Source organism: Lentilactobacillus kribbianus (assembly GCF_013184075.1).
GTDB classification, from domain to species: Bacteria; Bacillota; Bacilli; order Lactobacillales; family Lactobacillaceae; genus Lentilactobacillus; species Lentilactobacillus kribbianus.
Genome location: NZ_JABEQQ010000001.1, coordinates 551,066 through 565,556, shown reverse-complemented (window position 1 = coordinate 565,556; position 14,491 = coordinate 551,066). Strand labels below are relative to the sequence as shown.

At 35.5% G+C, this 14,491-nt stretch carries 12 protein-coding genes; 11 read left to right on the top strand and 1 reads right to left on the bottom strand.

Annotated features, from left to right (window positions below; translation table 11 throughout):
- Positions 1–134: 134 nt before the first annotated feature.
- From yycF to HII32_RS02915, 10 genes are all read left to right on the top strand, one after another.
- Positions 135–851: a response regulator YycF gene (gene yycF, locus HII32_RS02960; RefSeq protein WP_172188142.1), complete on the top strand. Its 717-nt coding sequence runs from the start codon at positions 135–137 to the stop codon at positions 849–851.
- A gap of 24 nt (positions 852–875) precedes the next feature.
- Positions 876–2,732 (top strand): cell wall metabolism sensor histidine kinase WalK, encoded by a 1,857-nt coding sequence (gene walK / locus HII32_RS02955; protein ID WP_172188140.1) that lies wholly within the window; start codon positions 876–878, stop codon positions 2,730–2,732.
- Positions 2,722–4,038: a YycH family regulatory protein gene (locus HII32_RS02950; protein ID WP_172188138.1), complete on the top strand. Its 1,317-nt coding sequence runs from the start codon at positions 2,722–2,724 to the stop codon at positions 4,036–4,038. The genes walK and HII32_RS02950 overlap by 11 nt, the downstream gene beginning before the upstream one ends.
- Before the next feature lie 24 nt (positions 4,039–4,062).
- Positions 4,063–4,887 (top strand): two-component system regulatory protein YycI, encoded by an 825-nt coding sequence (locus HII32_RS02945; RefSeq protein ID WP_172188136.1) that lies wholly within the window; start codon positions 4,063–4,065, stop codon positions 4,885–4,887.
- Between the two features lie 14 nt (positions 4,888–4,901).
- Positions 4,902–5,705, top strand: a complete 804-nt coding sequence (locus tag HII32_RS02940) for an MBL fold metallo-hydrolase (RefSeq protein WP_172188134.1) — start codon at positions 4,902–4,904, stop codon at positions 5,703–5,705.
- Positions 5,706–5,782: 77 nt separating this feature from the next.
- Positions 5,783–7,027, top strand: a complete 1,245-nt coding sequence (locus tag HII32_RS02935) for a S1C family serine protease (RefSeq protein ID WP_172188132.1) — start codon at positions 5,783–5,785, stop codon at positions 7,025–7,027.
- Between the two features lie 591 nt (positions 7,028–7,618).
- Positions 7,619–8,098 carry a 23S rRNA (pseudouridine(1915)-N(3))-methyltransferase RlmH gene (gene rlmH / locus HII32_RS02930; protein ID WP_172188130.1) on the top strand — a complete coding sequence of 160 codons (480 nt, stop codon included), beginning with the start codon at positions 7,619–7,621 and terminating at the stop codon, positions 8,096–8,098.
- 46 nt (positions 8,099–8,144) lie between these two features.
- Positions 8,145–11,747 (top strand): hypothetical protein, encoded by a 3,603-nt coding sequence (locus tag HII32_RS02925; RefSeq protein ID WP_172188128.1) that lies wholly within the window; start codon positions 8,145–8,147, stop codon positions 11,745–11,747.
- 67 nt (positions 11,748–11,814) lie between these two features.
- Positions 11,815–12,267, top strand: coding sequence for a GNAT family N-acetyltransferase (locus tag HII32_RS02920; protein ID WP_172188126.1), 453 nt, complete (start codon positions 11,815–11,817; stop codon positions 12,265–12,267).
- 181 nt (positions 12,268–12,448) lie between these two features.
- Positions 12,449–13,189: a glucose 1-dehydrogenase gene (locus HII32_RS02915; RefSeq protein WP_172188124.1), complete on the top strand. Its 741-nt coding sequence runs from the start codon at positions 12,449–12,451 to the stop codon at positions 13,187–13,189.
- 59 nt (positions 13,190–13,248) lie between these two features.
- Here the strand turns inward: HII32_RS02915 and HII32_RS02910 are convergent, their stop codons facing one another.
- Positions 13,249–13,638, bottom strand: coding sequence for a tautomerase family protein (locus HII32_RS02910; RefSeq protein ID WP_172188771.1), 390 nt, complete (start codon positions 13,636–13,638; stop codon positions 13,249–13,251).
- Between the two features lie 210 nt (positions 13,639–13,848).
- On the opposite strand from HII32_RS02910, the gene HII32_RS02905 reads away from it, so the two are divergent.
- Complete coding sequence (locus HII32_RS02905) at positions 13,849–14,391, top strand: dihydrofolate reductase family protein (RefSeq protein WP_172188122.1); 543 nt, start codon at positions 13,849–13,851, stop codon at positions 14,389–14,391.
- Positions 14,392–14,491 lie beyond the last annotated feature (100 nt).

Here is a 14,491-nt window from a genome sequence, read left to right as displayed (position 1 = left end):
CTTATAGTGGTCCCCTTATCGAATTTAGGAGCTGTGTTATAATGTTCTCTAGTTAGTAAACTGTCCAAACACAATTTAAAGATAACCAAATAAAATCGCAACATAAATTTTATCAATGAATGGAGAAATATTACATGGCAAAAAAAGTGCTAGTAGTTGACGATGAAAAACCGATTGTTGATATTGAAAAATTCAACTTGGAAAAAGAAGGTTATGAAGTAGGTGTGGCCTATGATGGTGAAGAAGCTTTGCAACAGGTCACTGATTTTGATCCGGATTTAATTATTTTGGATTTAATGTTACCTAAAATTGACGGCCTAGAAGTAGCTCGTGAGGTTCGTAAAACCAAAGAGACACCGATCATCATGGTAACTGCTAAAGATTCAGAATTAGATAAGGTGTTGGGACTAGAATTAGGGGCTGATGATTACGTTACCAAGCCGTTTTCTAATCGAGAATTAGTGGCACGGGTCAAAGCTAATTTACGACGCCAAAACTCTGCCAGTGCTAATAACGATGCGGATAATGACAACAAAGACATTGTAATTGGTGATTTGGTAATTCATCCGGAAGCTTACTCAGTATCTAAGCGCGGGGAAAATATCGAGTTAACTCACCGTGAATTTGAATTATTACATTATTTAGCTCAACATATTGGCCAAGTAATGACCCGAGAACATTTGCTACAAACTGTTTGGGGTTACGATTACTTTGGTGATGTGCGAACTGTGGATGTGACCGTGCGGAGATTGCGAGAAAAAATCGAAGATACGCCCAGCCATCCGGTTTGGTTAGTGACCCGTCGTGGTGTTGGTTATTACCTACACAACCCCGAATCTGATCAAGCTTAATTTATGTAAGGGAGTAAGAGCTAGTTGAACAATCGAATTAAGTTTTATCAATCTATTAAATTTAAAATCGCGCTAGTTTTTGCTCTAGTTCTATTGGTGACCCTAGAAATTGTGGGCGCCGTTTTTGTGAGGCAATTGGAGCACCAAAACTTAGCTACTTTTAAAAACCAAATCCAGCTGCAATCGTACGTCTCGAATTCATTGACTACGGAATTAGAGCGGACCAATGAAGAAGCGGCTAATAAGCAAATTCGAGCTATTTTAAACGACTCGGATAATACTAATTCAGCTCAAATTCAGGTTGTTGATAATAAGGGAACCATTCGAGGCACCAATCAAATTAACAATCAAGCGATTGTGGGCCAAAAAACAACCGATAATAATATCAAGAGTGCGATTTATAATAGTCGAACTATTGAAAAAAATACCTATGATTCCAATAGCAATACCCGCTACTACACCGTGATTACCCCGCTAATTAAAACTTCCGGGAGTAACAATAGTGAAGTAGTCGGGGTAGTTTATACCAAAGCCAACCTTGATCCGGTCTACGCTAACATTAATAACATTACGGTTATTTACTTGTTTGCGGCAACGATTGCGATCATTTTAGGGTTAATTATTGCCATTGTGATTTCACGGGCAATTACTAATCCGATTGAAGAAATGAAGAAACAGACCATGCGGATTGCAAGAGGGGACTACTCTGGCCAGGTACATGTGTATGGTAACGACGAATTGGGCCAACTAGCCGGCGCCGTTAATAACTTGTCGGTACGGGTAGAGGAATCTTATGAATCCACCGAATCGGAACGGCGACGACTGGATTCGGTCTTAGCTAACATGACGGATGGCGTGATCGCCACCGATCGACGAGGAAATGTCACCATTATTAACGAAATGGCGGCGGAATTTTTGAACATGTCAGAAGATGATGCCTTAGGCAAGTCTATTTTAGATGTGTTGGATATTCATAAGGACTTTAGTTTACGTGAATTACTTGAAAAACCTGATGAACTGATTCTTGATTTTTCCGATGATGATCACCAGATTATTTTGCACGCTCATTTTTCGTTAATTCAACGAGAATCCGGCTTTATTAGTGGGTTAGTGTGCGTGTTACGAGACGTTACCGAACAGCAAAAAATTGATGCTGACCGGCGCCAATTTGTTTCCAACGTTTCGCACGAATTAAGAACGCCGTTGACCAGTGTTCGTTCTTATATTGAAGCTTTATCCGATGGTGCTTGGCAGGATGCTGAGTTAGCACCGAAGTTTTTGAAGGTGACTGAAGATGAAACGGATCGGATGATTCGAATGATTAATGACTTGTTAACCTTGTCACGGATGGATTCAGGGACGCAACAACTCAATTCAGAGTTGGTTAATATCAATGAATTATTTAACTACGTCTTGAACCGATTTGATATGATTTTGGAAAAAGACGACAAGCCCGAGAAAAACTACACAATCAAACGGGAATTTACTAAACGGGATTTGTGGGTTGATTTGGATACCGATCGCTTCACACAAGTGTTGGATAATTTGATGAATAATGCCATCAAGTATTCGCCAGATGGTGGGGTCATTACTTGTCGTTTGTATGAAACCCGAAATAAGGTGATTTTAAGCGTCAGTGACCAAGGTTTAGGGATTCCAAGAAAAGATCTACCACATATCTTTGACCGTTTCTATCGGGTTGATAAAGCTCGTTCTAGAGCTCAAGGTGGTAGTGGGTTGGGATTGGCGATTTCTAAGGAAGTAGTCGAAGCCTTAGGTGGCCAACTTTGGGCCGAAAGTGTTTATAACCGGGGCTCGACCTTCTATATTGCCTTACCATATGAACCGTTAGCAGAGGAGGACTTGTGGGATGAAACTTAGAAAATACGTCATACCCGTCTTACTCACGATTGCCGTGATTATTAGTTTGGTACTGTCAGTGGGGATGTGGCTTAATCCAGCTCGTTACGGCAGTAGTCGCCAAAATAGTAACCCCAATACAGCTAAAAATGAAGAAGTGAATAAATCACTAGGTTACGTTTATAGCCCCACTCAGGCACTTTATACTGATGAAAATGGGTCCCAACATTTAATGGTCAACCAATCGGTAAATACCGTCAGTGAAGTAAAAAAACAGATGAAAAACTACAAGCAAGTGCGGATGAGTCAAATGAGTCGGGACTCTGAAGAAAAGTACTTGACCATTGCTAATCGCAAAAATAGTTTTATGCTGAATTATTCTGCTGCGGTGCCGATGAAAATGGTGAATGAAATCGTTAATGATAGCTTTAATCGGTTAGATAATATTATGGTTAACCGAATTGTGGTGCCAATTAATGATAAACGTCACTTGTATTTATTAACCGATAAAAACTGGCAAGTGTATAAGGTGACGGTAGCTGCACATAGCTTAGCCGGACTTAAAAAGATTTTAACTACCGGTGGTTCTGAACAAATTGCGGCGCATTTTGGTGATCTTAACGGTGTCATGAATACTTTTGTTGATGCTAAAATGACGTTGCAATCTTACCGTTACTTAGTTAATACTCAAACTAAAGATTATTATGTAAGTCGGTTATTAAATGATGATAACTCGCAAAATATTCGGGTTAAAAAACAAGGTGACCGAACTATTTATACCGATCAAAACGATCGTACTTTGACTATTGATAATAAACAAAGAATGGTTAATTACGATGATTACCAAGCTACTGCTAGTGGTAGCGACCTTTCTAGTGTATTAACTGGGGCGTACGAAGATTTAACGGGACTCGGGTTGTCACTTGATAACGTGCGCATGTTTGGGTACACTACCAAAAATCAGACGTTAACCTACCGCTACTTTGTAGAAGGTTTTCCGGTCTTTGCTACACAGGGCCAAGGGGCGATCATGATGAAAAATATTAATAGTTCGTCAGTTAGTTACCGTTTCTCGTTGAACAGTCCGCAAGTCCCTATTCCTAATAGTGGCGATAGCGTCGAGTTAAAGACAACGCAAGAAGTCATTGATTCCTTAGTTAATTTGGGTTATAAAAAGAATAAAATTAAGCAATTACACATTGGCTACACGTGGTCTAAAGACGACTCAGCCGATAATTTAGTCCGATTAACGCCAGACTGGTATGTCTTTTATGATCAAAAATGGCAAAGTTATCAGGATTTGATTAAAACACCTGTCAGCTATTAAATCCTTAGAAAGGGGGACCACTAGGTGAACTTCAAACGAATTGAATTAATCTTTTTGCTAACTTTTTTGGCAATTGATATTTTCTTGTTCGGGATGGTCCGGCAGAATCAAAACATGCAGACCGAAAACGTATCGCAAAATAATTCGAATGCCACCATTATTAAAGAAATGCGTAATGATCAAATCAAAGTCGGTGATTTAAGCGATATTAATCAAACTGCTTATTACGTTGCGGGTACCAAAAATAATTTGCTGCGTGAAAAGATGGGCCAGTTAACTAATCAACAAACAAGTTTCGTTGATAATAAGTTACGGAGTAATTTTAACGAACCAATCGATATTTCGGCTAAGTCCCCCCAAAAAACGATTTCTAAGATGCTGACCGATTCCACTTTTGTGCTTTATGGTACTGAGTATCACTACAATTCAGAACTATCGTCAAGTCATCAATTGGTGTACGCACAAACTGCTATGGGACGTGATATTTATACCCCTAAAGGTCAGTTGATTTTTAACTTAAATAGCGATCACCAATTAATCGGCTACACGCAACAGTATTTAACAGATATTAAGAGCTTACGAGAACAATCCGAAACTATTTCGGAACAGCGAGCCGTTATTTGGTTGTATCAATATAACGAAATTCCTAATAATACCAAGATTGCTTGGTCAAAGCTGGGTTACACTAAGCTAATTGATATCGATAACAATGTGGTGATGATCCCTACCTGGGTGATTGCCATTAAGTACAACAGTTCCACGATTCAAATCAAGCGGATCAACGCTTTTACGGGTTCCTTGATTAAAAGTTCCACGGCAAGTAATGTTAAAGAGACAGTCAATGACTAAAAAGGAAGAGCTTAATGCAAAATGATGATTTAAAAATTAGCGTGCTATCTAGTGGTAGTGCAGGAAATGTTACCTACATCGAAACGCCGCAGCATAAGGTGCTACTAGATGCCGGCTTGAGTGGTAAAAAGATTGCTGATTTAATGAAATCAATCAATCGCGATATTAACGACGTCGATTCCTTATTAGTTACGCATGAACATTCAGATCACCGTCAAAGTGTGGGCGTTTTAGCTCGTAAATACGATTTAAACGTGTATGCTAACGAAGGAACCTGGGCGGCGATGGATGGTAAAATCGGTAAAATGCCAGCAGATAAAATGAATATTTTTCCCGCGGATACGGTCATGGATTTTGGTGATTTAGATATCGAAAGTTTCGCCGTATCTCACGATGCCGCCGAACCCCAATTTTATGTCTTTCATCATAATAACCGGTCCTTTGTGGTTTTAACGGATGTTGGGTATGTGTCAGATCATATTGAAGGAGTCATCAAAAACGCGGATGGCTACTTATTAGAATGTAATCACGACGTCGAAATGTTGCAAAATGGTGAGTATTCATGGCCTCTTAAACAGCGTATTTTAGGTGATCGCGGTCATTTATCTAACGTTGATGGAGCCAACGCAATGCTGGATGTGATTGGTGATCGAACTAAAAAAGTGTTTCTCGGCCATCGCAGCCAACATAATAATTTAAAATCATTGGCGCACTTAACCGTGGCTTCCATTTTGAGCGATCATGACCTGGGAGTTGGTCATGACTTTAATTTATTTGATACCGATGTAGCAAATGCCTCTAGTTTAATCGTAGTTTAAGGTTAATCAGTTATTTTAAGGTAAAATGAAAGTAAACATCGACAAAGCGATGAATTTATTAGGAGGGAATACTAATAATGAGTAATAGTTTTGGGAAAATAGTTGCCACAGCTGCCCTAGCCGGTGCTTTGGGTGGGGGAATTGCATATGGTGGCATTTCATACTTTAATAATAATGGGACTTCATTAGTGTCGACCAATAATTCAAATGGTACGGCCAAGGTAAGTAATACTAAGGTGAACGTGTCAACGCAAGCCGAAACGGCCTTTGAGAATAATAAAAATGCCGTGGTATCGGTTATTAATATGCAAAAAGCCCAGTCACAAGACGGTAGCTTAGCTTCTATTTTTGGTGGTGGCAACAGCAGTAGTAATTCTAAAGATAGTGACGAGCTAGAAACGGCTAGTGAAGGTTCTGGGGTTATTTATAAAAAGAGCGGTAATGATGCCTACATAGTTACCAATAATCACGTTGTCAGTGGTTCTAGTGCGATTGAAGTCATTTTGAGCAATGGTAAGAAGGTTTCTGCTAAGGTAGTTGGTAAAGATTCCGTTACTGATTTAGCCGTCTTAAAAATGGATGCTAGTCAAGTTAAACAAGTGGCGACCTTTGGTAATTCAGATGCTATTAAAGTCGCTGAACCAGTCATTGCAATTGGTTCACCGCTAGGATCTGATTACGCTACATCAGTCACCCAAGGAATTATTTCAGCGAAAAAACGAGAAGTACCGCAAACTAACAGTAATAACCAACAGATTGGAAATGCGACCGTTATCCAAACGGATACAGCAATTAACCCTGGGAACTCGGGTGGGCCATTAGTAAACATGGCCGGTCAAGTTATTGGAATTAATTCAATGAAGTTGGCTAACGATAGTTCTGGTACCAGCGTAGAGGGGATGGGCTTTGCCATTCCAAGTAACGAAGTTGTGACGATTATTAACCAGTTAATTCAAAATGGAAAGGTAGTTCGTCCGGCGCTAGGGATTTCTTACGTAGACCTAGCTAACATTTCGGCTGATCAACAAAAATCAGTATTGAAGTTACCTAGTTCCGTTACCCAAGGGGTAGTGGTGATGAAGGCGGGTGCTACTTCACCAGCTGGTCGAGCTGGAATTAAGAAGTACGACGTTATTACCAAGTTGGGTGATAAAAAGATCACCACGCAAAACTCATTGAGAGACTTGTTATACGAACACCAAATTGGTGATAGGGTATCGGTAACTTATTACCATCAAGGTAAGGAAAAGACCACTACCGTTAAATTAACTAAACAAGCGTCTGAAACAACGACCGCTTCTAACTCAAGTGCGGGCGAATAACTAAATAAAACGTTAATATGATCAAAGCCGGTTTGCGAACCGGTTTTTTTGTTGGTTAAAAACAGCGCCATAGCGCTAAAACCAGCAATTAGTTAAAGCCGTGAATAGTTTTAACGTTTAAAATCCGAACGGAAACTTAATGTAATCGAAATCATTTTGGTAATTTAATCCAAATTACGAACGGAAATAAATAGGTGAGCTGATAATTTACAGTTCAAAATAAAAGTTATCCCACCTTATGTGGACAAGTCTGTGCATAACTGTCAGTTACGTAACTAAAAGCTGAAATACCAAGTAATTTCGCTGTGGTTAGCAAAAGGGGATAAGTCGTTTTTGCCTGTGGATAACTTTTTTATAGCTTATGAAAGTGGTTTGTTCGGATAGTAAAATGCTGGTATAATAAGGTTTGTAAAAAATAGATGCGAACGTATGTTGTGCATAAGACTGTGGATAAATAATTTGATTATTGACAAATCCAAAAAAAATGCTTGCCAAGAAAAATAACAGGCTGTCATAAAGCTGTGGATAACTCTGTGGACAACCTGTTAAAAAGTGGTGGGTTTTCCACACATAATAACGAGGAGAATAAAAATGAACGTCAAATTGGTAGTAGTTGGAAAATTAAAAGAAAAATACTGGAAACAAGCGATTGTGGAATACGCTAAAAGACTGGGCCGTTTTTGCAAATTCGAAATCGTTGAGGTTCCCGATGAAAAAGCACCGGAATCTTTGAGTGCAGCCGAAATGGCCACTGTTATGCAAAAGGAAGGCGAACGCATTTTAAGCAAAATAAAAGATCGCGAGTACGTATTTGCACTTGCCATCTTAGGTAAAGAACGGACCTCCGAAGAATTCGCGGCAGAATTACAGCAACTAACCACGTACGGTCACTCTGATTTAACGTTTGTGATTGGTGGTTCTTTAGGAATGGATCCAGCCGTCTTGAAACGAGCCAATACCCAGATTTCCTTTGGTAAGTTCACGATGCCGCACCAATTGATGCGTACTGTGTTGACGGAGCAGATTTATCGGGCGTTTATGATTAATGAGGGTAGTCCGTATCATAAGTGATGAGAATTTTTAATATAACTGATTTTTAAGTGATAGGAAGTGCAATATGGATCGTTTAAACCAAATTGAAAGTGAAATTCGATCAATGGAGGGAGGAAGATTTCAGAAACTTTGCGATAGATATTTACATCAAAAATATGGATGGGAATTGTACACTCCTGGGTCCATGGATGGTTCCAATAAAACTACACCAGGCACACCAGATACTTATGTATATTTAGATAATTCAGATAAGTATATTTTGACAATGTTTGGTACACGAAAAGATGCAGTTAAAAAATTAGAATCTGATATTAGAGATGCAAAAACAAAGTCTAAATTAGAACATGGCAAAATTGATAAAATTGTTTGTTGTTATGAAGGATCTAATATTTCAGTGCAAAAACATGAAGAACTTATTAATTTGGCTAAACCATATTCGCTGATTATTTTGAATTCAACGATGATTGCAATGGATTTAATCGATGAGTATCATACACTAGCTATAGAGTTTTTTGAATTATCTAATTGGACAGGACAAATTAATAGTTTTAATAAATTTATTGAAAAACATGATAAAAGTGAAACTAATGCTCCAATAGATACGCTGTATGTTGACCAAGATAACCAGGTAAATAAATTAAATGAATTGATAATTAGCAAACAAATTGTAATTATTACAGGTAAACCAGGAGCAGGTAAAACAAAAATTGCAATTGAATCATTACGAAAACTTGATGATATTCCTAATAATCAATGTTTATTTGTTAAAAGTAATGGGCAACTTTTATACAATGATTTAGATGGTTTTATCTCGAAGACAAAAAATAATTATGTATTAATTGATGACGTTAATGAGGTGAAAGACCTCGCAAGCATTTTTTCATTTCTACAAGAAAATATTAATTTGCATTTTATTATTACAGTTAGAGATTACGCTTTATCTGATATTAAAAAAATTAGTTATAAATATGATGTAGATTTATTTTATTTAAAAGAGTTAAATGATGAAACTATTGGACAAATAATGAAAGAATATTTCCCTGAAAATAAAGGCGTTAGAAATCAAATAGTTAAATTATCACATAATAACCCTCGACAAGCAGTTATTGCAGCAAAGTTAGTCAGCGAAAAAGGGATTAATGTTTTAAAAAATACTCATTCTATTATGGTCAATTACTATAAATACGTAATAAATGATGCAAAAATATCAGATTCATGTATGCGTTCTTTATTTATCGTAGCCGTTTTTGAACGAATTAAATTTCGTGATAATAATAATCTTTCTTCTATTTTAAAAGTTCTTGATTTGGAAATGAATCAATTTGTAAACGATGTGGTGTGGCTTAATGATAAAGAAATTTGTAATATTTTTCAAAACAAGGCAGTTAGTATAGAGGACCAATCATTACGAGATTATATCTTATATTATTATTTTTTTGAATCACATCGTTTTTATTTGAAAGATTTATTTAGTACGATATATAGTTATGGATTTCATAATTTAGTGTCATCTTTAAATCGTGCAAGTGCAATCGAAATTAATGAAATAAATGAAAATAAATTAGGAAAAATTGCACGTGACTTTTATGATTCAACAATTTCTAGCATGTCAGAAAAAAACAAAATTGATTATTTAGTGATGTTTGGTATTTTTTTAGAATCAAAGGTTATCGAAATGGAAATGAGTATTATTAATAAATTACCATTAACTAATTATGTACCATCTTTTCAATTCAAAGATTTTGATAGGAGTGCAAGAGGTGAATATAATGATTTCCTTAAACTTATGCGCACTTTAACACGGGCAAACATAAAGGAAAATACTAGCATAGTAGTTAGCGAATGCCTAAACTATTTGGAAAAAAATGGTAAATATGTAATTAATATTACTAATTTCTTTATTGAAGTATTTGGATTTAATCCTGAACTTTTAGATCCTAATGCTATATTAAAAATAGCTATAAACGCCTTTGAACGAGAAATGCATAGAAATAATCTGGTTGTATCAGAATGTCTTTTATTTACATGCCGCTCTTTTTTGAATACACGAGGTAGTAAGTATTCCGTTATGAATGATAATGGAAATTTCAGTTATATAAAATATAATCTTGATGATAATTCTATCGATATGGTTGTTAGAAAGAAAATTTTAAATATTATTAGTTATTTGGTAAAGAACAATCTTATTCCTGAAAATACATTTCTAACATTAGTACATGAAAAAATTAATTATACAAATAAAACGAAAAAAATTGCAGATGTAGATATTAACACATTTTTGGATGCAGCAAATGCTTCATCAAATATTAGTAGTGACAATAAAAAATTTATAGCTGTAGAGGCTAAACGATTAGATTATATTAATAATGATATTTCTGTAAAACAAGTGATGAACTCATTTGACTCTTTGCAAGAATGTTATTGGATAATGAACAATTATTCTAATATATCTGGAGAAATTCCTTATTTAAAGAAAAATCCACAAATTAATCATTTGATAGATAAATCCTATATGGAATCAAAAAAGTATTCTTATTGTATTGCGAAATGTATGAAATCTAATCCTCTTGTAAATGTTGATAGGATTGAACAAAGTTTTGAAAATGGTTTAAAAATATTAAATCAAGATCAAAAGGAATTTCTTATTAAATCTATTTTAGAAACAGGATTGGAAAAGGTAAATACACATATTCTTTACCGATTAGTCTGTATGTATGGAATTCGTCGTTTTTTAAATGATTTCAAAACATGTTATTGGGAAAATAAACAGCTTTTTTATCTTATATATTCATCAATAAAAAATCCTAATGCAAATGATATAGAAATACTATATTCATTGATAAAAAATTTTAATAAAGAAGAATGGGGTATTGTACAGTATGATAATCTTGCTAAAATAGTACAAGAAAATAGTAAAATTAATGAACTAATTATTGACAAAACAATTAATTATGGCCAGTTTTTTTCATTTAGGTTCTTATCAGATATTGATGCAAAGATATTTTTTGATAATATCCATGAAAAAAATAAACTATATGATTTCTATATAGCTGGGTTGCCTAATGAAATTGATATCAATAATTCTTTATTTATTTTACTAAAAGACGATGATATTTTTCAGAAGAAAATAATAAATTTCCTTTTTAATGATTTAAATTCTAACTATTGGTGGAGTCAAGGTATGCTTGAATCTAAAATAATGATTTTATGGAAAGCTCCATCATTCTTAGATTTAATCAAACTCAAAATTGAAGATAGAAATCCTATGTATTCATATTTTAATAATGGATGGCAAGCAGTTTTTGCTATAGGAACAGATGCAAAGAAAGAATGGTTAGCTACAATACTTCGAAATACTAATGATATCAATACAATTAAAAAAATTTTAAATTTAGAAAATAGATTTTTTTCATATGATGATATGTTTTATTGTTTTAAAATTATTGCTGATAAAAATTATCCGTTAAAAGAGTTTAGTATTTTGAAGTTTAATAAATACTGGTCAGGTTCTGAAGTTCCAGAAATAAAAAAAGATCTTAATTTTGTTTCTAAATTATTGACTATATTTAAAGATCCTTCTGACGTAGTGTATTTGAAAAATTTACAAGAAAAGTTAAAAGATAAAATTCAGGATGTTCTTATGAGGGAATTTATTGAAAGGTTTTAAATTAATATAGAATTATGAATAGGATAGAGGATTATTTAAATTACAATCACAACCAGTGAGGTAATAAATGAAAATTACTGAAATAAAATACCGCTCCGAAGGGCTGATCCAACAACTTTTATTAGTCTGGGAAAGTTCAGTTAAGGCAACCCACCTTTTCCTATCCGAAAAAGAAATCAAACACATTAAACAATATGTTCCGCAGGCATTAATGGGAGTGCAGCGGTTAATTATTATCGAAAATGAAACTCATGTTCCGGTAGGTTTTATGGGAGTTAATAACCAACATCTTGAAATGCTTTTTGTTGCTGATACGGAAAGAGGCAAGGGGTACGGCAAAAAATTATTGAATTACGGAATTAAAAACTACTCAGTTAATGATCTTGCGGTGAATGAGCAAAATCCGTTAGCTAAGGGATTTTATGAATATATGGGATTTGAAACTTATAAGAAAACAACCCATGATGAGCAGGGCAATCCATATCCCCTTTTATACATGAAGCGTCTTAAAAAAGAGTAACCACTCAGTTGAGTGGTTACTCTTTTTGCTAAGTTAACCGTGACCAGATCGTCATCATTTATAGAGTAAAGCATAATCAAAACTTGTAAAAGCGTTTACATTATATGAATTTAGCGTTAACATAAAATTGATTAAAAGATATTGAATTCATTACCTAAAAACTATAATGGGAGGCTTTTATATGAACCGTCTCAGTGGAAAAGTTGCAATCGTTACAGGTGGGGCCAAGGGATTTGGTGCGTCAATTGCAAAAACTTTCGTTAACGAAGGTGCCAAAGTAGTTATTACGGATTTAGATGTCCAACAGGCAAATGTGGTGCTAGATGAACTAGGTTCAGAAAACGCCATGTTTATCGAACAAGATGTGGCAGATGAATCCGGTTGGGAAAATGTTTTTAAAAAATCAATAGAGCGATTTAATAAGGTCGATATTTTAATTAATAATGCCGGTGTTTTGCAGTTCGATGATGCTGAACATGTTGAGTTAGACCAGTGGCATAAATTATTAGCGGTGGACCTAGATGGTGTCATGTTAGGGATCAAGTATGGTATTAAGAACATGAAAGTTAATGGTGGCTCTATCGTTAATATTTCTTCGATTGCTGGGTTAATTGGGATTCCTAATCTATTCTCTTATAATGCTTCTAAGGGTGGGGTGCGAATGATTACTAAATCAGCCGCCCTTTATTGTACTGATCAAAATTACCCAATCAGAATTAATTCTGTGCATCCGGGATATGCTCATACACCAATGGTTGATGCTTATCCAGAAATGCGAACAGATTTGGAAGCCTTACATCCTATGAAACGCTTAGCCGATCCGCAAGAAATTGCTAATTTAACTTTATACTTAGCGTCAGATGAATCGTCATTTTCGACTGGTTCAGAATTCGTCGTTGATGGTGGTTACACCGCTCAATAAACTTAAAGACAAAAAATGGTATTTTAACGTGAAAACGTCAAAATACCATTTTTATTTGATTACAATTTTCCATTTACAAAGTGAGCTTCGCCGTTACCAAAGCTCCAATCATCATCGCCATTAATAGTGAGGTTTACCACTACGTCTGCTGGTCGCAAACCGATTTGAGTTTCAAGTTCTTCGACGAGGCGCTTGTAGAAGAGTTCCTTTTGATCGCGAGTCCGGGCCCGTGAAGTGAGGCTAATGAGTAAAACTTTATCGGTCCGTTCAATGCCGATACCGGTATCTAAAATGTTCATTTCATAGGCTTCGTGTTGAGTAACTACTTGGTAACGATCTTTGTCAGGCACCTTAAAAGTTTCAAGCATTACTTCATAAGCAATATCCATAATTTGCTTAATTTCGGCTTCGGGACGCCCTTTAATCATATCAATTCGCATAACTGGCATGGTTTCATTCTCCTTATCATCGGCCGAGGTTTCAGCCATTCTTATCGCTACAAATTATACCATTATCTGGGTGGCATTAATAAATTTTCAGAAACATAAGCTAAACCATAAATTGGCTAAGCTTAGGAGCTTTTACAACCTTTTTGGTAGTGATGTGATTATTATTAATAATAATCACTTTTTACAATTTAAAAGGATGGTGTATAAAACATGGCCCGCAAAGTAATTCTATTTATTGCCCAAAGTTTAGATGGTTATATTGCCCGTAAGGATGGTTCCATCGATTTTTTGGAATTCAACGCCACGACTAATGAAGTCGACCATGAATATGCTAAATTGATGGAACACGTTGATACCGTAGTGATGGGACGCACAACGTATGATCAGGTAGTTAACGAACTTTCGCCTGCTTCTTATCCATACGAGGGACAAGAAAGCTATATTTTAACTAGTCAGCTGCAGTCACAATCAATTCCACACCGGCACTTTGTACATGAGGATATTGTTCATTTGGTGAAACGATTGAAAGAAGAACCTGGAAATGACATTTGGATTATTGGTGGCAGCAGCTTAATTCCAGCACTTATCAATGCTGACTTGATTGATATTTACCAAATCACGACGGTTCCGGTCATTTTAGGTAGTGGCATTTCACTATTTACGGGGGAGACTAAACAACGCGTTTTACAATTAGAAGCGGCTACTAAGATTAATAACTATGCTTATTTAACTTATACTAGAGCTAAAATATAAAAACCACTCACAATGAGGAGAGTCTGCCAGAATGGCGGGCTTTTTTATTACAATTAAGCAATGTTTTGCTAATTTTAAGTTAGTTATTTGGAATAAATGG

Coding starts and splice junctions, on each gene's coding strand:
- HII32_RS02950 (WP_172188138.1), top strand. CDS start 2,722: ATGAAACTTAGAAAATACGTCATACCCGTCTTACTCACGATTGCCGTG.
- HII32_RS02915 (WP_172188124.1), top strand. CDS start 12,449: ATGAACCGTCTCAGTGGAAAAGTTGCAATCGTTACAGGTGGGGCCAAG.
- HII32_RS02940 (WP_172188134.1), top strand. CDS start 4,902: ATGCAAAATGATGATTTAAAAATTAGCGTGCTATCTAGTGGTAGTGCA.
- HII32_RS02935 (WP_172188132.1), top strand. CDS start 5,783: ATGAGTAATAGTTTTGGGAAAATAGTTGCCACAGCTGCCCTAGCCGGT.
- yycF (WP_172188142.1), top strand. CDS start 135: ATGGCAAAAAAAGTGCTAGTAGTTGACGATGAAAAACCGATTGTTGAT.
- rlmH (WP_172188130.1), top strand. CDS start 7,619: ATGAACGTCAAATTGGTAGTAGTTGGAAAATTAAAAGAAAAATACTGG.
- HII32_RS02905 (WP_172188122.1), top strand. CDS start 13,849: ATGGCCCGCAAAGTAATTCTATTTATTGCCCAAAGTTTAGATGGTTAT.
- HII32_RS02925 (WP_172188128.1), top strand. CDS start 8,145: ATGGATCGTTTAAACCAAATTGAAAGTGAAATTCGATCAATGGAGGGA.
- HII32_RS02910 (WP_172188771.1), bottom strand. CDS start 13,638: ATGCCAGTTATGCGAATTGATATGATTAAAGGGCGTCCCGAAGCCGAA.
- HII32_RS02920 (WP_172188126.1), top strand. CDS start 11,815: ATGAAAATTACTGAAATAAAATACCGCTCCGAAGGGCTGATCCAACAA.